The sequence below is a fragment of the Dolichospermum lemmermannii CS-548 genome (assembly GCF_028330815.1).
GTDB classification, from domain to species: domain Bacteria; phylum Cyanobacteriota; class Cyanobacteriia; order Cyanobacteriales; family Nostocaceae; genus Dolichospermum; species Dolichospermum lemmermannii.
Genome location: NZ_JAQMTJ010000308.1, coordinates 1 through 16,322, shown reverse-complemented (window position 1 = coordinate 16,322; position 16,322 = coordinate 1). Strand labels below are relative to the sequence as shown.

General features: G+C 39.3%; 21 protein-coding genes. 9 read left to right on the top strand and 12 right to left on the bottom strand.

The window, feature by feature from the left end; translation table 11 throughout:
• Window positions 1-37: 37 nt before the first annotated feature.
• Complete coding sequence (locus PN450_RS21820) at window positions 38-988, bottom strand: ABC transporter ATP-binding protein (RefSeq protein WP_168696962.1); 951 nt, start codon at window positions 986-988, stop codon at window positions 38-40.
• A 293-nt stretch (window positions 989-1,281) separates the two neighbouring features.
• Here PN450_RS21820 and PN450_RS21815 point away from each other — a divergent pair, with 293 nt between their 5' ends.
• The gene (locus tag PN450_RS21815; protein WP_148764516.1) at window positions 1,282-1,803 is read left to right on the top strand and encodes a photosystem I assembly protein Ycf3; all 522 of its coding nucleotides are present in this window, start codon (window positions 1,282-1,284) and stop codon (window positions 1,801-1,803) included.
• A gap of 16 nt (window positions 1,804-1,819) precedes the next feature.
• Here the strand turns inward: PN450_RS21815 and PN450_RS21810 are convergent, their stop codons facing one another.
• Window positions 1,820-1,942, bottom strand: coding sequence for a hypothetical protein (locus PN450_RS21810; RefSeq protein ID WP_271837537.1), 123 nt, complete (start codon window positions 1,940-1,942; stop codon window positions 1,820-1,822).
• Between the two features lie 24 nt (window positions 1,943-1,966).
• Here PN450_RS21810 and gatC point away from each other — a divergent pair, with 24 nt between their 5' ends.
• Entirely contained in the window at window positions 1,967-2,257 is a 291-nt protein-coding gene (gatC, locus tag PN450_RS21805; protein WP_015083410.1) for an Asp-tRNA(Asn)/Glu-tRNA(Gln) amidotransferase subunit GatC, read from the top strand.
• A gap of 432 nt (window positions 2,258-2,689) precedes the next feature.
• Here gatC and dnaK read toward each other — a convergent pair whose 3' ends face one another.
• A complete protein-coding gene (gene dnaK / locus PN450_RS21800; RefSeq protein ID WP_015083411.1) occupies window positions 2,690-4,597 on the bottom strand; it encodes a molecular chaperone DnaK in 1,908 nt (635 codons plus the stop codon).
• Between the two features lie 402 nt (window positions 4,598-4,999).
• Window positions 5,000-5,863 carry a phosphodiester glycosidase family protein gene (locus PN450_RS21795; RefSeq protein ID WP_168696959.1) on the bottom strand — a complete coding sequence of 288 codons (864 nt, stop codon included), beginning with the start codon at window positions 5,861-5,863 and terminating at the stop codon, window positions 5,000-5,002.
• 168 nt (window positions 5,864-6,031) lie between these two features.
• Here PN450_RS21795 and PN450_RS21790 point away from each other — a divergent pair, with 168 nt between their 5' ends.
• From PN450_RS21790 to PN450_RS21780, 3 genes are all read left to right on the top strand, one after another.
• Window positions 6,032-6,616: an rRNA large subunit pseudouridine synthase E gene (locus tag PN450_RS21790; RefSeq protein WP_271837536.1), complete on the top strand. Its 585-nt coding sequence runs from the start codon at window positions 6,032-6,034 to the stop codon at window positions 6,614-6,616.
• Between the two features lie 155 nt (window positions 6,617-6,771).
• A complete protein-coding gene (locus PN450_RS21785; protein WP_271837535.1) occupies window positions 6,772-8,679 on the top strand; it encodes a serine/threonine phosphatase in 1,908 nt (635 codons plus the stop codon).
• Window positions 8,680-8,714: 35 nt separating this feature from the next.
• On the top strand, window positions 8,715-9,971 hold the full coding sequence (locus PN450_RS21780) for a protein kinase domain-containing protein (protein ID WP_148764508.1): 1,257 nt from the start codon (window positions 8,715-8,717) through the stop codon (window positions 9,969-9,971).
• On the opposite strand, the gene PN450_RS21775 is transcribed toward PN450_RS21780, so the two are convergent.
• From PN450_RS21775 to PN450_RS21760, 4 genes are all read right to left on the bottom strand, one after another.
• Window positions 9,957-10,574 carry a Uma2 family endonuclease gene (locus tag PN450_RS21775; RefSeq protein WP_148764506.1) on the bottom strand — a complete coding sequence of 206 codons (618 nt, stop codon included), beginning with the start codon at window positions 10,572-10,574 and terminating at the stop codon, window positions 9,957-9,959. The genes PN450_RS21780 and PN450_RS21775 overlap by 15 nt on opposite strands.
• Before the next feature lie 195 nt (window positions 10,575-10,769).
• Entirely contained in the window at window positions 10,770-10,988 is a 219-nt protein-coding gene (locus PN450_RS21770; protein ID WP_015083416.1) for a DUF4327 family protein, read from the bottom strand.
• Between the two features lie 876 nt (window positions 10,989-11,864).
• Window positions 11,865-12,140, bottom strand: coding sequence for a type II toxin-antitoxin system RelE family toxin (locus PN450_RS21765; protein WP_271837534.1), 276 nt, complete (start codon window positions 12,138-12,140; stop codon window positions 11,865-11,867).
• Window positions 12,133-12,384, bottom strand: coding sequence for a type II toxin-antitoxin system Phd/YefM family antitoxin (locus PN450_RS21760; protein ID WP_271837533.1), 252 nt, complete (start codon window positions 12,382-12,384; stop codon window positions 12,133-12,135). The genes PN450_RS21765 and PN450_RS21760 overlap by 8 nt, the downstream gene beginning before the upstream one ends.
• A 250-nt stretch (window positions 12,385-12,634) precedes the next feature.
• Between PN450_RS21760 and PN450_RS21755 the strand changes: the two genes are divergently transcribed.
• Window positions 12,635-12,835, top strand: a complete 201-nt coding sequence (locus tag PN450_RS21755) for a type II toxin-antitoxin system HicB family antitoxin (RefSeq protein WP_015081078.1) — start codon at window positions 12,635-12,637, stop codon at window positions 12,833-12,835.
• Window positions 12,832-13,041 carry a type II toxin-antitoxin system HicA family toxin gene (locus PN450_RS21750; RefSeq protein ID WP_148764502.1) on the top strand — a complete coding sequence of 70 codons (210 nt, stop codon included), beginning with the start codon at window positions 12,832-12,834 and terminating at the stop codon, window positions 13,039-13,041. Before PN450_RS21755 ends, PN450_RS21750 begins: the two co-directional genes overlap by 4 nt.
• Before the next feature lie 133 nt (window positions 13,042-13,174).
• Here the strand turns inward: PN450_RS21750 and PN450_RS21745 are convergent, their stop codons facing one another.
• Genes PN450_RS21745 through PN450_RS21735 form a run of 3 tightly spaced genes read right to left on the bottom strand, consistent with a single transcriptional unit; the run spans window position 13,175 to window position 14,917 of the window.
• Complete coding sequence (locus PN450_RS21745; protein WP_271837532.1) at window positions 13,175-13,831, bottom strand: dual OB domain-containing protein; 657 nt, start codon at window positions 13,829-13,831, stop codon at window positions 13,175-13,177.
• Complete coding sequence (locus PN450_RS21740) at window positions 13,819-14,265, bottom strand: DUF488 domain-containing protein (protein WP_190386667.1); 447 nt, start codon at window positions 14,263-14,265, stop codon at window positions 13,819-13,821. The genes PN450_RS21745 and PN450_RS21740 overlap by 13 nt, the downstream gene beginning before the upstream one ends.
• Window positions 14,258-14,917: a DUF488 domain-containing protein gene (locus tag PN450_RS21735; RefSeq protein ID WP_271837531.1), complete on the bottom strand. Its 660-nt coding sequence runs from the start codon at window positions 14,915-14,917 to the stop codon at window positions 14,258-14,260. The genes PN450_RS21740 and PN450_RS21735 overlap by 8 nt, the downstream gene beginning before the upstream one ends.
• Before the next feature lie 399 nt (window positions 14,918-15,316).
• Here PN450_RS21735 and mazE point away from each other — a divergent pair, with 399 nt between their 5' ends.
• Window positions 15,317-15,547 carry a type II toxin-antitoxin system MazE family antitoxin gene (gene mazE, locus PN450_RS21730; protein ID WP_168465620.1) on the top strand — a complete coding sequence of 77 codons (231 nt, stop codon included), beginning with the start codon at window positions 15,317-15,319 and terminating at the stop codon, window positions 15,545-15,547.
• Complete coding sequence (locus PN450_RS21725) at window positions 15,534-15,929, top strand: type II toxin-antitoxin system PemK/MazF family toxin (RefSeq protein WP_271837530.1); 396 nt, start codon at window positions 15,534-15,536, stop codon at window positions 15,927-15,929. The genes mazE and PN450_RS21725 overlap by 14 nt, the downstream gene beginning before the upstream one ends.
• A 211-nt stretch (window positions 15,930-16,140) precedes the next feature.
• Here PN450_RS21725 and PN450_RS21720 read toward each other — a convergent pair whose 3' ends face one another.
• The gene (locus tag PN450_RS21720) at window positions 16,141-16,284 is read right to left on the bottom strand and encodes a hypothetical protein (protein WP_271837529.1); all 144 of its coding nucleotides are present in this window, start codon (window positions 16,282-16,284) and stop codon (window positions 16,141-16,143) included.
• Window positions 16,285-16,322: the final 38 nt, after the last annotated feature.

The window sequence follows — 16,322 nt, the reverse complement described above, 5'->3', positions numbered from 1 at the left end:
AAAGTTTTTTAATTTTTAATTCTTAATTTTTAATTGTCTATGATGCTTGTTTATGACCTAATTTGAGGAAAATAGTTTCTAGGTCTTCTTGGGTACAATGAAATTCTGTTATGGGAATTTTTGCATTCACAAGCGATCGCAATAAATCGGCAGAATCTTCTGGTTTACCTAAAAAATTCACTCGCACGCCATTTTTACTCGGTATTACCTCCCATTCTTCCACTAAAGGATGATTTTTTAGTTCACTCACCAATATATCTATATTGCCCAAAGTGGAGATAAAAATCTGCTGTTGAGAAAGACGTTGATAAAGATGTTTAAGTGAAGAACTTTCCACCAAAAAACCTAATTCCATAATTCCCACAGATGTACATAACTCGGCTAAATCGCTGAGAACGTGGGAAGAAATTAAAATTGTCATTCCTGCTGCTTGCAAAGCTTTAATAATTTCCCGAAACTGCATCCGCGCAATGGGATCAAGTCCAGAAACAGGTTCATCTAAAAGCAGTAAAATTGGTTCATGGATAATGGTGCGGGCTAAACTTAACCGCTGTTTCATCCCCCGTGAGAGGGTAGAAATCATGCTATGACGTTTATTACCCAGTTGAATGAGTTCTAAAACTTCGTGCAGACGTTGGGTACGGTGCTTTCCTTGCAAGCGATACAATCGGGCAAAATAATCTAAATAATCCCAAACTGTCAAATCTTCATAAAGTGGGTAGTCATCAGGTAAATAACCAAGACGACGTTTAAGTTTGAGATTGCTTTGATCTCGCAGAAGTCGATCTCCATTAATATAAATCTCACCAGTAGTCGGTTCTTCCGCAGTAGCTAACATCCGAATTAGGGTGGTTTTACCCGCTCCATTGGGACCAATTAATCCGTAAACTTCACCCACTTGGATTTCTAAGTCAACATCATTGACAGCAATGTGTTTTTCAAATTGCTTCGTTAGTCCAGTGGTGCGAATTGCTATTTCTTTTACCATCGCGGCTGGGGTGTGGCTTGTGTGCAATAGTTAACTTAACTTGTTTATACAATAGTATTTACCTTCGTTTCGGAAATGGAAACAAAACAATTCAAAATTGTAAAAGTTCAGATCCCCGACTTCTTTAAGAAGTCGGGGATCTTGTAAATCCATGAATTCATCTGCGTTTATCTGCGGTAAATAATTCGGGAAATCTTACTTCATGCAGCTTCATATTAATTTGCAATAACTCAAACCCCCAAAAATTAGTTAAATTAGCGGTATGCTGCCATGAAGAAACCATAGAGACAAATATGCCAAGAACACAGAAAAACGATAACTTTGTTGACAAGTCCTTTACCGTAATGGCAGATATCATCCTCAAGATATTGCCAACCAACCGCAAAGCTAAAGAAGCTTTTGTTTATTACCGAGATGGGATGTCCGCACAGGCAGAAGGCGAATACGCTGAAGCTCTAGACTACTATAAAGAAGCCTTAGAAATGGAAGAAGACTCCAATGATCGGAGTTATATTCTCTATAATACGGGCTTAATTTATGCCAGTAACGGTGATCATAATAAGGCTTTAGAGTATTATCATCAGGCCATTGAGTTAAATCCACAATTACCCCAAGCCTTGAATAATATTGCGGTGATTTATCATTTTCAAGGTGAAAGGGCTAAGGAAGCCGGAGATCATGACGGTGGAGAGGCATTGTTTGATCAAGCGGCAGATTATTGGATTAGAGCAATTCGCATGGCTCCCAATAACTATATTGAAGCTCAAAACTGGATCAAAACCACCGGGCGATCGCAAATTGACATATTCTTTTAACTTAGTCATTAGTCGGTTATACAATTTTACCTGACAACTGACAACTGACAACTGACAACTGTACGGGCGAAGCATTTGGAGAACTATTTTTGGCAATGACCGATAATTTATCTTCCAAATGCTTCGCCCCTACTGACAACGGACAACTGACAACAGACAAATTATGATTGATAGTGAACAAGTTCGTAAAGTTGCTAATCTCGCTCGTTTAGAATTAACAGCAGATGAAGAAGCACAATTTACTACTCAACTGGGTAGTATTCTGGATTATATAGAACAACTAAATCAACTGGATGTCACCAATGTAATACCGACAACCAGAGCTATTGATGTTAGCAATATTACCAGAGAAGATATTCTTCAACCCTGTCCTGACAGAGAAGCAATCCTCAGCAGTGCGCCTCAGCAGGAAGGTGATTTTTTCCGAGTTCCCAAAATTCTTAATGCTGATTAGCTAGGAACTAACTGAAGATATAGGAAAGAATCTTTTCCTTTCTCTTCAATTTCTACTGTAATATCAACACAAAAGAGTAGAGACGCTCCGAGGAACGTCTCTACATCCCCGTAGGGACAGGGGATTAGGGGATTAGGTTTTTGGGTATGAGTTTAATATAGCAGATGATTTTTTATTTGCCAAGTATTTGACAACTATTTTCCGTATACTATTGTAATTCATCAAGCTAAATCGAGTTTAGAAGAGTGGAAAAATCTCTAAAAATGGAGATCAAGAGGGTTGACATTTGCTTTTAAATTTGTTATCATGAAATTGATAAGGAAGAACTTTCTCGCCATAAATAATTTAACTACCATAAAAAATACCCATCCAGTGATTGCGCTAGGTGGGTATTAATCAAATAAGGGCAGGAATTCCCCGCCCTTTGTGAAACTACTTGCTTTCAGTGAAATCAGCATCAATGACATCATCACCACTGCCAGAAGGAGGAGTAGAACCACCAGCATGAGGTTCAGCACCAGCAGCGCCAGCAGCATCACCAGCTTGTTGATAGATATTGCTACCAATAGCAAATAGAGCTTGTTGCAGTTCTGGCATCAACTTCTGGATTTGAGCATCATCTTCTTTCGCAACTGCTTCTTTTACTTCCTTGACCAAACCTTCAACCTTAGTCTTATCAGCAGCGGGGACTTTATCACCCAACTCTTCCAACTGCTTTTCAGCTTGATAAGCTAAAGAATCAGCTTGGTTTTTGCGTTCAATTTTCTCACGACGTTCCTTATCAGAAGAAGCGTTTTGTTCAGCTTCTCTGACCATGCGTTCTACATCATTCTTATCCAGAGTAGAAGCACCAGTGATACTAATAGATTGTTCCTTACCAGTTCCCTTATCCTTAGCCGCAACGTTGAGAATACCGTTAGCGTCAATATCAAAAGTCACTTCAATTTGGGGAACACCACGGGGAGCAGGAGGAATACCATCCAAACGGAAAGTTCCTAAACTCTTATTATCATTGGCAAATTCTCTCTCACCTTGGAGAACGTGAATTTCCACATTACCTTGTCCGTCCACCGCAGTAGAGAACACTTCTGATTTTTTGGTAGGAATTGTAGTGTTGCGAGGAATAATCTTAGTCATTACCCCACCCAAGGTTTCTACACCCAAGGATAATGGTGTTACGTCTAACAACAAGATACCTGTAACATCACCAGCCAAAACACCCGCTTGAATAGCAGCACCAACAGCTACCACTTCATCAGGGTTAACAGTTTGGTTAGGTTCTTTACCTAACACCCGTTTAACCACATCTTGAACAGCGGGAATCCGGGTAGAACCACCAACGAGAACAACTTCGTCAATATTGGTCTTATTTAACTTCGCACCTTTGAGCGCATCTTCCACAGGAATGCGGCAACGGTCAATTAAATCAGAACAAAGTTCTTCAAACTTAGCGCGAGTTAAAGTTGTATCTAAATGCTTGGGACCCTCTTGGGTAGCGGTAATAAATGGCAGGTTAATTTCTGCCTGGCTAACGCTAGAAAGTTCAATTTTAGCTTTTTCTGCCGCTTCAGTCAGACGTTGTAAAGCTTGTTTGTCTTTACGCAGGTCAATCCCTTCGTCTTTTTTGAACTTTTCCGCTAAGAAATCAACGATTTTTTTATCAAAGTCGTCACCACCCAGGTGAGTATCCCCAGATGTTGATAATACTTCAAATACACCATCACCTACTTCCAGAACAGATACGTCGAAAGTACCACCACCCAAGTCAAATACGAGGATAGTTTCATTGCTCTTTTTATCAAAACCATAAGCTAAGGAAGCAGCGGTAGGTTCGTTGATAATGCGGAGAACGTCAATACCAGCGATTTTTCCCGCGTCTTTTGTGGCTTGACGTTGGGAGTCGTTGAAGTAAGCAGGAACGGTAATTACAGCTTGGGTAACGGTTTCACCCAGGTATTTACTAGCATCTTCCACTAATTTGCGAAGAACCTTCGCAGAAATTTCTTCAGGTGCAAATTGTTTACCAGCACCGGGAGAATCTACTTTAACGTTACCGCCGCTACTGAGAACTTTATAAGAAACTTCTGTAGCTTCATTGGTAATTTCTTCAAAACGACGACCGATAAAGCGTTTTACAGAATAAAAAGTATTTTCGGGGTTCATTACCGCTTGGCGTTTAGCGATTTGACCAACTAAATTGTCGCCATTTTTGGCAAACGCAACTACTGAGGGTGTTGTCCGAAAACCTTCCGCATTAGCGATAACGGTGGGTTTACCACCTTCCATTACTGCCACGCAGGAGTTTGTCGTACCTAAATCAATTCCAACTACCTTTGCCATTTTGGGTGTTTGCTCCGTATAAAATTACTAAATGAATCAGAGAGAATATAAAATTGCATTAACTAACTGTCAATAACAATCAGTTTGGTTAGGCCTGGCTGGGAATTGAACCCCAAACTAAGCTAATATCATATAAACTCAGTGGTAGCCATTCCATGAAGGGTGGTTTACCGAACCGTTAGGGGAACGGTGAATTTTATAAATTATGTCTAGTGGGTTCATGGATTTATGTGCTTTCACATTGACTAATGTATGGTAATTAATACTTTCAGGAATTGGGGTGAACCGTAACTTTATAGTCGTATTTGCCGTCAAACCCTGTCGGGAATTAAAAATTAAGAATTAAAAATTAAAAATGATACCCCTTACTCCGTAATAAGGGGCTTGGTAATTGTCAATTATTTACGAAGCAGGACGTTCCCCTTGTTGAAACTTCAGCCATGCCTGTTGCAAGGCCGTTGGGGCAGGATTGGTGACATCATAAATGACAATTACATTAGTCAAAGGTCTACCGGCAGGAACTATAATATTAGTCTTGTTGGCTAAGGCTCTAGATGCTCCACCATCTAAATTCATAGCTTCATAACAACCAATCGCTTTCATTGCCTCCGCTTCTTGTTGTAAAGTGAGGTTAATTTCAAAATTGGCTAAAATCAGTTTTGTGCCGTCCTGGGTAAAACCAATTGCTGTTCGGGCGCTATTACCTAAAACAGCAGGATCTTTAAAACCTTCAATCCTGGGGTTTAACCGGATTTCCCCTTGTCGCAATAATCTTGGTCCACAAGTTAGGGAAAACCAATGTTTATTCCATTCTGGTTTGCCGTCTATTCTGGCTGTCACCATTTCTGGTTTATTACCGACTCCTAATCCCAAAGTAGTCCCAAAGTTTTCCCAACGACTGTATTTCACAAATTTTCCCCCGGCTACCATGTTACCCATAACCGTTTTTTGGGGATTTTTGGCAAAAAATGTGCCGTTAGCAACTACGGCAGCCTTATAACGCGCCACTAATTTACTAAATTCTTCATCACCACTGGTTTTTTGAATGGTATTCGCAAAAGCGGCGTTTTTGGCTAAACCCATGGTGATAAAGGTTTTTGGATCTGTGAGGTCAACTATGGTTTGATAAAAAGGAATACCATTAATTTGACTTTTGTTTACCTGTACAGTTTGGGCATAACTAGGTAATGTTAAGGTTAATCCTTGTGCTAAGGTTGCACCACCAAGAAATAAAAAGGATCTGCGGCTGATTTTGCTAATTGTCATAATTGAGTAGTCTGACAAAATTAAATTCATTTGTTGAGAGAGGGAACAGGGAACAGGGAACAGGGAACAGGTAATTGGTAATTGGTAAGTGGTAAGTGGTGAAAACTATTCTTCTTTGTTCCTCCTAACTCCTGACTCCTGACTCCTGAATCCTGACTCCTATATCTTATGAACAATCGGTATATTATTTTTCACAAGCCCTATGGGGTTTTGAGCCAATTTACCCAAGAAAGTCCCAAACATATCACTCTGAAAGAGTATATAGATGTTCCCGATGTCTATGCTGTGGGGCGTTTAGATTGGGATAGTGAGGGGTTGCTGTTGTTAACAAATGATGGACAGTTACAGCATCGTCTGGCACATCCGCGTTTTAGTCATCAACGTACCTATTGGGCGCAGGTGGAACGTATTCCTGATATTAATGCAATTAATCAGCTACAAAGTGGGGTAGAAATTCAAGATTACCGGACTCGTCCTGCTCAAGTTAGGTTATTGTTAGAAGAACCATCGGTAGTCCAACGCATTCCACCCATTAGATTTCGCAAAAGTATTCCCACTGCTTGGCTAGAAATGACCCTAACTGAAGGTAAAAACCGCCAAGTCCGTCGCATGACGGCTGCTGTCGGTTTTCCGACTTTGCGGTTAATCAGAATAAGTATTGGTAATATTCAATTAGATGATTTATCACCAGGACAATGGCGAGAACTCACTTCCTTAGAAGTCACAAGATTAAATCATTCACCGGAAAGATAGATTAAGGGACTGTAATACCAGTATACAAAAGAGTGTTAACAATACCACTTAATTCTCAAGTTACATAATTTTAGTCATTTAATTCTGTCCCGTTGGAATGTTCGTGGCTAGAGAGACTGAAAGCACCTTAGCAGGAAAATCAAGGAACTCCCACTATGCTGATTTGCCCCCAGTGTAAATTTGAAAACCCTGATAGTAACAAGTTTTGTCAAAGCTGTGGTACATCCTTAGCTCATAAAATCTGCTCTGAATGCAGTGCCGATATAGCTTTAGATGCACAGTATTGTTATAAATGTGGTGCAGAATCTAGCACAGTTTGGTACGCGCTCATTACTCACGCAGTAGATCAGGTAGTTTCTGTTATGGCAAAAACTGCGGAATTCACCCAAAATTTAGAAAATATAGCGGACGAGAGTGGTGATTCTAGTCCGTTTTCCAAATTTGTTTTAGATTCTTATTTAGATTCTCAGCAGCGTTATCGCTTATTAGAATCTCCACAAGTGATTGGGGATTATAGAGAAGTCAAGGTTCTAGATTGCCAACCTTACGAAATATCACTGATTGGGGCCATGCTTCAGCATGAAACTAAGATCGATACAATGACAATTCCGGATCTAGCGCCAGCTTATCTAGAATTGCAGATGAAGATGCACCCAGGAATACCCAAAATTCATGATGCTTGGCAGCAAGATGATCTGCAAATAGTCTTGTTGGCAGATAGATCCAATTATCCTATGTTGCTTGATGTTTGGCAAAAAGACACAACCAGCCCGGTGGAAATTTTACATTGGTTTGATCAGATGACTCAACTTTGGGAGTTACTCGAAGCTGTGAATTGTCGCCAAAGTTTGTTGGAGTTATCGAATTTGCGGTTAGATGAAGACCAGGCTTTGGTATTACAAAAGTTATATCCTGATAATGAGAAGCTCTTAACTATTAAAAGTTTGGGTCAGATGTGGCAAACTTTGTTTAGAGAATCCCAATGCACTCAATTTGGCTGCGTGGTAGAGATATTAGAGGATATAGAATCTGGGAATATTCAAACTCTGACACAATTGCGAACTGCTTGTAGCAGAGCTAGTTCCCTCCAGGACGCTCCGCGAACGCTATCGGAGTTAGAAAAAACAGCAGAAATATTTACTCAGGAAAAACTCAATGCTTCTTCAACTATTTTGCAACTAGGTGATGAAACGGAAACCAAGACTGATGATGCCCCAACTGTGGTGCTATCCATGCAGCTAAGTAGCTTGGAATATGCAGCATCTACTGATGTTGGTCGTCAACGCAATCACAATGAAGACTATTTTTGTGTTGATAGTCAGGTTCACAAGGTAGAATTACCAAGAAATAGCACGATTACAGCACAGGGTTTATATATTCTTTGTGATGGTATGGGTGGTCATGCTGGAGGTGAAGTAGCCAGTGAATTAGCGGTGAAGACTATCCGTAAATACTTCCAAGAAACCTGGGTAAATACAGAATTACCTCGGAGGGAATGTATCCGTCATGCGGTTTATTTAGCTAATCAAGCTATTTATGAGCTTAATCAAAAAGAAGCCCGTTCCGGTATTGGTCGCATGGGTACTACTTTGGTCATGCTGTTACTTCAGGATAATCAGGCCGCAATTGCTCATGTGGGAGATAGTCGTGTTTATTGCCTGACCCGCAAGCAAGGACTAGAACAAATAACTGTAGATCATGAAGTTGGTCAACGAGAAATTGCTAGGGGGATAGAACCGAGTGTCGCTTATGGACGTGCAGATGCTTACCAACTTACCCAAGCTTTGGGTCCACGCAATGAAGATTCTCTCCATCCTGATGTGACGTTCTTTGAGATCAATGAAGATATGCTTCTGGTATTGGTATCAGATGGTTTATCAGATAATGACTGTCTAGAAACTCATTGGCAAACTCATCTTCAACCCTTATTAAGTTCTGCTAGTAACTTAGAAACGGGTATTCAAAATTTAATTGAATTGGGCAATGAACATAACGGTCATGATAATATTACAGCTATACTGGTACGGGTGAAAGTCCGCCCATCTCAGCAAAGTTGCTTATAAAATTAGTTTTTTGATCTTAAATTTTAGGTTGTATTGTGATTACTCTGACCCTATTAGAAAAAAGCACACAAACACCGCTTAAACAGTGGTGCTTTGAGGGTTCTACCGTCGTTCGCATCGGTCGGGCGGTAGATAATCACGTTATTTTGGCTGAAAATTTAGTTTCTCGGTATCATTTAGAACTGAAATTAGTTACTAATGCCGGAGGAGATGATTGGGAATTAATTAGTCACGGGACTAATGGCACTTTCCTCAATGGCTCTTTGGTGACTAAATGTATCGTTCCTGATAATTCTTTACTGCTATTAGCTCAAGGTGGTCCTCTACTCAAGGTACAGATTCAGGAATTATCTTCTCTACTTATCCAACCTTCACCGTCAGGAGATGGGGAAATTAGTCAGAAGATAACCCCAGAATACTCCAGCACTGGTTGTACTCATGAGGGGAATCATCCCCAGAATGTCTTTTGTGTTCACTGTGGTCAACCAATTTTGGTACAAAAGACTATTCGTCATTATCAGGTATTACGCACTATTGGCAAGGGTGGCATGGGTACTACCTATTTAGCTTGGGATAGTGTTGGTGAAATTACTGGTGTACCACAATTACTGGTAATCAAACAGATGAATGCTGATATGGTGAAAATTCCCAAGGCTCAAGAGTTATTCATGCGAGAAGCTAGTATTCTCAAGCATCTTAATCATGCAGGAGTTCCCAAATATTATGACTTTTTTGTGGAAGATGGTAAAAAATACTTGGCTATGGAGTTAATTCATGGACAAGATTTAGACAAACGAATTCGCTTAACTGGTCCTGTAACTCCGAAACAGGCGATCGCTTGGATGGTACAAACTTGTGATATTCTAGATTATCTTCATCACCAACAAACACCACTAATTCACCGGGATATTAAGCCGGCTAATTTGATGGTGCGGAGTGGCAATAATAGTATTGTGGTGTTGGATTTTGGTGCTGTTAAGGAAATTGGCACAAAACCAGGGACCAGAATCGGTGCTGAAGGCTTTTGCGCTCCTGAACAGGAACGGGGACAACCTCTTACCCAATCTGATTTATATGCTATTGGTCCGACGTTAATTTTTTTATTAACCGGGGAAAATCCTTTAAAATTTTATCGGCAAAGGGGACGGAATTTTCGGTTTGAGGTTAAAGGTATTCCCACAATCACTGATCAATTAAGACAGGTAATTGAGTGTGTGACAGAACCTTTACCACGCGATCGCTATCATACTGCAAAGGATTTGGCTCAAGCATTAAGATCAGTCAGCAGTTAGCAAAATCTGGTGAGCGGTTAAGTTCAATTCAGGAAAAATCTGGGAAATTATTGGCTCATTGTTTCTAAATTGGTTAATTTCATACTCATCACCAATTAGAGAACAAACTGATATGGTAGGTTGTTTTGGTTCACCAACGAATTTACCAGCAGCAAAAGGTTGATAATCAACAATCCAGTATTCTTTAATTCCCATTTCTTCATAATCACTATATTTTCTATAGTAATCAACTCGCCAATTGCTACTCACTACTTCGATGATTAATGGTACAGAATCACCTTGAGTTACCGTTGCTGTTTTTTCCCACAGGGCTTCATTGACTAGGTTTGTGGGATTTATCAACAAAACATCTGGACAATAGGCTGATTGCCTTGTTTGCGGTTTAACTAATGCCTGTTTGGGAATAAAATAGGGAAGATTTAAGCGGCGGCACTCTATAGCTAATTCTATAGTTAAAAATCCAGTTCTGCTTTCGTGTTTTCCTAATGGCGGATTCATCTGAATAATTTCCCCGTCATGCAGTTCATAAAATCCGCCTTCTGGTTTCCATTTAATAAACTCCTCAAAGGTTACTAACTGGGTTTTAGGTAAGGTTTGAACCATAATTTACCTACCTTGATAAAAATGCTATGTTAAGATACTGAATCCCAGATCACTATTGTGCTAAATCTATAAGAGAATCTCGGCGGAATTACACCTACCATAAAAACAAGGATTAAGTACCATCCTTGTTATAGGTAGAGGTAGGCGTATTTACGGTCAAGCTATAACTAGATATAGCTGATCTAATTTAGATGTTTAATCGTCGTCCCACTTTTCTACTGCTAATAAATCACCAATTGGATCTTGAGTGCTAAATCCAAAGTCTAGCAATTCTTGTTTCCAATGTTGCCATTCATCGCCATAGAGTAAGGCAATTTTCCAAATCCTATCATTGGGTTTGATAATATTGGATTCTACGAGTGATTGCACGTTGCGCTGCAATTTCACCATTGGGTGAATTACTTGCTGAATCATAAACTCGGTGTATTTCAGATTTTTGTGTGTAAATTCTTGATCAAAACAGCTTTCCGGTTGCAATTATTACCTGCGCGTAGAGCAATTATAGTTTGGCAAAGCTAGTTCCAACTTTTCCACTATACCATAACTAACAAGAGTAAGTTGCTTGGGAATTCGGTTTTGTCCGGTAATCACTACTACTAACCGCTATTTAGGCTGAAAAGTGGTGGTGATATCCAGTTTACAAGGTTTTTAGGCTTGCCATCGCCATGATAACGCAAGTAGAGAAAATTGACACGAATTTCTCAATTTTAATTGTGGGATGAATGTAAATAGGTAATTGTTTTCCCCGAATTGAAGGAGTTGCGCTGCTAGTCTAGCCTAATTAGGGAACGAATCTACCTTTAGACCTGCAACCCGTTTTTATTCGCTCCGTTAGGTGTGGGTAAATTTTGATCCAATTATGGGAGCAGAAGCACAAAAATCCGTGCTTGTCTGATCGTTCAAAATGATATTATGAATTAATATGGATTATTAACAATTGTGATGCTATTTCGATCAGGAAGTTAATTTAGTAGTTAATGGCAAACCTTATCTGTACAAATCAATCAAATCAGAAGAAGATTATGATCCATCAATCTGTTACTAAAAGCAGTAATTTTTATGCACAAGATCATAATTTGTGGTTAGAACAAACTGCTTATTTCTCAAGCATTAGCTGTGGTGTTAAGTCTTTCTCTGTCAACTTGAGATTGCATCCCCTCAACTTCCCAAACAGCGATTCCTAGGTCGCGCTAGTTCCCTCCGGGACGCAATGCGAACGGTATCGCACCCCTTAAACTCCCCAAATAGCGATACCTTTGGTAAACTTTGCTAACAGGTAACTAAACGAAGTTACAAATTTTTATAAACTTCATCATCATTACGTTTACCAACCCGAAAAACATCAACTAATTTATTATTATCATCAATGGTGTACAAAATTCTATATTCACCTTGATCAATACGATAACCACCTTGATAACCTTTTAAAGCTGCATAGTCTTGAGGACGAGGATTACCTTGAAGGGAGAGAATTTTTGATACAACTTGTTTATATTGTTTTGGTTGTAAGTCTAATAAATCTTTTTCCGCAGTTCTAGCAATCCTCAATGTATAACGTTCACTCATTGGGATATTTAGCTATTATTTCTTCTATGGTGGTAAATCCTTCATTTTCTTCTACTGCACGTCGCAATTTAGTCGAATCTATTGCATCTTCTATTGCTTCTAATAGTTTTAAATCTTCAATGCTAATTATCGCTACCGCAGCTTTACCATGACGCTGAATTAAAATTCTTTCTCCACGATATTCTGCACGGTTCATAATATCAGGAAAATTAGCACGCGCTTCACTTGCACTGATGACAGACATAGCGTCTCACAAAATTTATAGGATTACATAACATTATAGATTATTTGTCTGTTTCTTGCAAATTGTACAAAATTTAAGTTTTTGGGCAATAGTGGAGCGATCGCATCCCTTCAAACCCCCAAACAGCGATTCCTAGGTCGCGCAACGCTTACGCACTCCCTCAACTCCCCAAAGGCGATTATTCATCTTTATTAAACTGGTACATCTGACTGCCTCTGCGGTAAAATATCCTTAGTTCAAGGAATTGGCTATGAAAATAAAAGCAATTATTTGGGAAGAAGACGGTGTCTGGTGTGGTTCTGTACCAGCTTTACCAGGATGTCATACCTGGGGTGAAAGTTATGAACATTTATTAGAAATGTTGAAAGATGCTGTTCAAGGTTGGTTAGAAGTTGCTAGTCAGCAAGAAGAAATTGAGCCAGAAAAACAGTTAATTGAGTTATCTTTATGAAATCGGTTTCTGGTAAATTTCTTTGTAAGATTGTTGAACGCTATGGATGGAATCTAAAAAGGATTACAGGTAGTCATCATATCTATGTTAAGGAAGGTATGAGTGTGATTCTTTCTATACCTGTTCATGGTAATCGTGATTTACCTACTGGTACACTCAGAAGTATTTTGAAAGATGCTGGTTTGACTGAGGAAGATTTAGATTAATTTCGCTATCGCATCCTTTCAAATCCCCAAACAGCGATTCCTAGGTCGCGCTTCGCTATCGCACTCCCTTCAACCCCCCAAACAGCGATCGCTATTCCACTTTATAAGAAAGAAAAGACAAGAAAGAAAAGTATTATATTACACCTGCTATTAGTTTCCAGCAAGGAGCTTCTCCTTCCCAATCATTGTGCTTCCAAGGCATACCCAAACTAACTGTCACAAAATAATAATCATCTGTGATTTCATATCCCGCTTCCAGTCTTTCAATAAATATAGGATCAGTGATTTTAGCGTCTGTTAACCTTTGACCATAAGCAGTTTCTAATGTACCTCTCCATTTTTTTTCTCCGTTAGGTTCTACAGAAAAATTAATAACATGAATCAGTTGTAATGTACTTCTTTGTTCAAAAGGTAGAGAGTTTAGATAAGATGGGTTTACATATTTAATTGGATTATGAAGAATATAAGAATTGTTACTACAATATTGAAACAAATCTTCTGGTTTTGCTTTACCTACGAGTTGCCATTTTCCCGGTAAGATAGTAAGATTTTCGCTTTCAAACCCAAAGTTTTCACCTGTGTCTGCTAGTGGAATCTCTAGAATGTCTAATAATTCTGGTTCTCTTCCCTCCACAAGTCTAATATCTCTTGGGACTCGGCCATCATTATATCGATCACTTACAGGACGAATCCAATTACCAGTATCCAAATCAATCCCAGCAATGCAACGTTCTTGATTTTTCCAAGAATTAGCAAGACAGATAATTTTCTTGTTCTTTACAGATGACATATTTTGACATTCCCCCACTTGGTACTTAAATATTCTGCCACTAATCGGCGATGACAGTAATGGGGTTTAGCCTCGCTACACAAAAGACATCCACCATCTAATAGTTCTGGTCTAACTTTTTTTTCAATTTCCCTTTCTGTCATGAGATGAAGAAATTTCTGCTCATAAACTGACCAGTCGCCTTTATTTTTTTTATATTCATCTAAAATATCTTTAGTTGGTGCTAGTTCAAGAATATGAATATATTCAATATTACCTATCTTTTTAAGAAAATATTCTAAGTCGGTTTTTTTTGTAAATCCTGCTAATTGAGAGACATTATTTAGTCGGGTATCAATAACCCGCTTAACGCCAGATTTAACAAGAGTATCAAAAAATTTTTGGGCAGTTTTTTGGGTAAAGCCAATTGTAAATAAGTCAACATAACTACTCATATTCATTTCCTATTTTTTCTACATAAGCAACTTCATCACTTTGCAATCTGTAAGCCTCTTTTATAGACTCTTCCCTTGAAAGTGGTTTAGAAGGTTGATGATTTTGTGAATTATCAGCAAAGAGAGATAATTGCACTGATGCTGCTACAAGAGCTAATTGCTTTAAACCATGTCTAGCCAATAATCTGTCTTCAAGTTTATAATGCGATTCTAAGTCACTATTACTTTTAATATGATTGATTTCTAAATCACGCTCATTTCGTAAATGTTGACAAACTAAAATCGCACGATGGCAAACAATGGGATCTTTTTCCGCACACATAAGAGCAACTCTATAATTTTTTAAACCCTTAATTACACGTTTAATTCCTTCTGAGAATAATTCAGTAGCGGCAATCTTCTCATATACAGCTTTACCATCAATATAACATTCTTGGTTTTTTGGTCTAGCACCTAGTTCTTGTCCTAAAAATACATAGTTGATTTTTGCGCTTTTAAGTGAATCTTTCAGTTGTACACGGTTAAAATGAGGTAAGTAACGGCTGTAGGGATGTGATCGCACATCCGCCAATGCTGTAACATTATGCTCCAGCAAAAGCTCAATAAAAGTTTCTATACTATGATTTGAATGACCAATAGTAAACAGTTTCATATAGTTATAAGATCATCTTTTTTGTGGAGTCCTCTAAGAGATATCGTAAGAAACAAAACTCTCTGCTCCTCTCGGTGGGTAAGGGCATAGCAATGATATACCCTTAACTCCTAACTATAACCTAAAGTTGCTTCACCTCACTAACTAACCTCCCAAACTGCGATACCTACGGTAAGCTACGCGATTGCACCCCCTCAAACTCTCCAAAAGCGAACTGCTTGCAGCAGCGCTTCGCTATCGCACCCCCTCAACCTCATAAACAGCGATTCCTAGGTCGCGCTTCGCTATCGCACCCTTCAACTCCCAAACAGCGATCTCAACCTCTCAAAATCTCTTTTTACCTCACGCAATGTCAAAAAAGTGGTATGATTAATTGGTAAGATGAATGAGTCATACATAATGATGAAAGTCACAATTACTTTAGAAGAAGACATTCTGAGATTTATTGATCAACAAGCAAAAGGTAATCGTAGTGGCTATATCAATGCACTATTAGCAGAACAAAGACGCAAAATTTTAGAAGCAGAAATAATAGCTGCTCTCCAAAAAGATGCCAAAGATTTAGAATATCAAAATGAGATTTCTGATTGGGATAATGTAGCTGGAGATGGTATTAATGCCAGAGGGTAATTTAACTTATAAACGGGGTGAAATTCGCTGGGTAAATCTTGATCCAACGGTGGGAGCAGAAGCGCAAAAAATCCGTTCTTGTTTAATAGTTCAAAGTGATATTATGAATCAATATGGATTATTAACTATTGTGATGCCATTCCGACCAGGAAGTAAGCAAGCTCCCTATATTGTCAATATCAAAGCAACAGTAACTAATGGATTAGATAAAGATCGTTTTATTGATGTTGCTCAGATTCGTTCTGTTGATTATCGTCGGGTTTTAGGGTTGGTGGGGATTTTAGAAGTTGAATATTGGGAAGAAATTCGTACTGCTTTGGATGTGGTTTTAGCTTTTCATCCTCCTGAAGAAAGGAAATATACTGCATTCGCTACTGCTTAAATGTTATAGCGATTCCTAGGTCGCGCTTCGCTATCGCACTCCCTCAACTCCCCAAACACCTTTTTTTAACGAACCACAGAGACACAGAGAACACAGAGAAACAGCGATCGCACCCTTTCCAACTCCCCAAAAGCGATCGCACTCCCTCAACTCCCCAAAAGCGATCGCACCCCATCAACTTCCAAAACAGCGATTCCTACGGAGCGCTTCGCTATCGCATCCCTCCAACTTCCCAAACAGCGATCGCACCCCTCCAACTTCCCAAACAGCGATTCCTAGGTCGCGCTTCGCTATCGCACCCCTCAACTCCCAAACAGCGATCGCACCCCTTCAACCCCCCAAATAGCGATCGCATCCCTTCAACCCCCCAAATAGCGATAGCATCCCCTCAAC

Coding starts and splice junctions, on each gene's coding strand:
- dnaK (WP_015083411.1), bottom strand. CDS start 4,597: ATGGCAAAGGTAGTTGGAATTGATTTAGGTACGACAAACTCCTGCGTG.
- PN450_RS21770 (WP_015083416.1), bottom strand. CDS start 10,988: ATGATTCAGCAAGTAATTCACCCAATGGTGAAATTGCAGCGCAACGTG.
- PN450_RS21820 (WP_168696962.1), bottom strand. CDS start 988: ATGGTAAAAGAAATAGCAATTCGCACCACTGGACTAACGAAGCAATTT.
- PN450_RS21735 (WP_271837531.1), bottom strand. CDS start 14,917: ATGAAACTGTTTACTATTGGTCATTCAAATCATAGTATAGAAACTTTT.
- PN450_RS21795 (WP_168696959.1), bottom strand. CDS start 5,863: ATGACAATTAGCAAAATCAGCCGCAGATCCTTTTTATTTCTTGGTGGT.
- PN450_RS21765 (WP_271837534.1), bottom strand. CDS start 12,140: ATGAGTGAACGTTATACATTGAGGATTGCTAGAACTGCGGAAAAAGAT.
- PN450_RS21785 (WP_271837535.1), top strand. CDS start 6,772: ATGCTGATTTGCCCCCAGTGTAAATTTGAAAACCCTGATAGTAACAAG.
- PN450_RS21790 (WP_271837536.1), top strand. CDS start 6,032: ATGAACAATCGGTATATTATTTTTCACAAGCCCTATGGGGTTTTGAGC.
- PN450_RS21775 (WP_148764506.1), bottom strand. CDS start 10,574: ATGGTTCAAACCTTACCTAAAACCCAGTTAGTAACCTTTGAGGAGTTT.
- PN450_RS21755 (WP_015081078.1), top strand. CDS start 12,635: ATGAAAATAAAAGCAATTATTTGGGAAGAAGACGGTGTCTGGTGTGGT.
- PN450_RS21750 (WP_148764502.1), top strand. CDS start 12,832: ATGAAATCGGTTTCTGGTAAATTTCTTTGTAAGATTGTTGAACGCTAT.
- PN450_RS21745 (WP_271837532.1), bottom strand. CDS start 13,831: ATGTCATCTGTAAAGAACAAGAAAATTATCTGTCTTGCTAATTCTTGG.
- mazE (WP_168465620.1), top strand. CDS start 15,317: ATGATGAAAGTCACAATTACTTTAGAAGAAGACATTCTGAGATTTATT.
- PN450_RS21815 (WP_148764516.1), top strand. CDS start 1,282: ATGCCAAGAACACAGAAAAACGATAACTTTGTTGACAAGTCCTTTACC.
- PN450_RS21740 (WP_190386667.1), bottom strand. CDS start 14,265: ATGAGTAGTTATGTTGACTTATTTACAATTGGCTTTACCCAAAAAACT.
- PN450_RS21760 (WP_271837533.1), bottom strand. CDS start 12,384: ATGTCTGTCATCAGTGCAAGTGAAGCGCGTGCTAATTTTCCTGATATT.
- gatC (WP_015083410.1), top strand. CDS start 1,967: ATGATTGATAGTGAACAAGTTCGTAAAGTTGCTAATCTCGCTCGTTTA.
- PN450_RS21725 (WP_271837530.1), top strand. CDS start 15,534: ATGCCAGAGGGTAATTTAACTTATAAACGGGGTGAAATTCGCTGGGTA.
- PN450_RS21720 (WP_271837529.1), bottom strand. CDS start 16,284: ATGCGATCGCTATTTGGGGGGTTGAAGGGGTGCGATCGCTGTTTGGGA.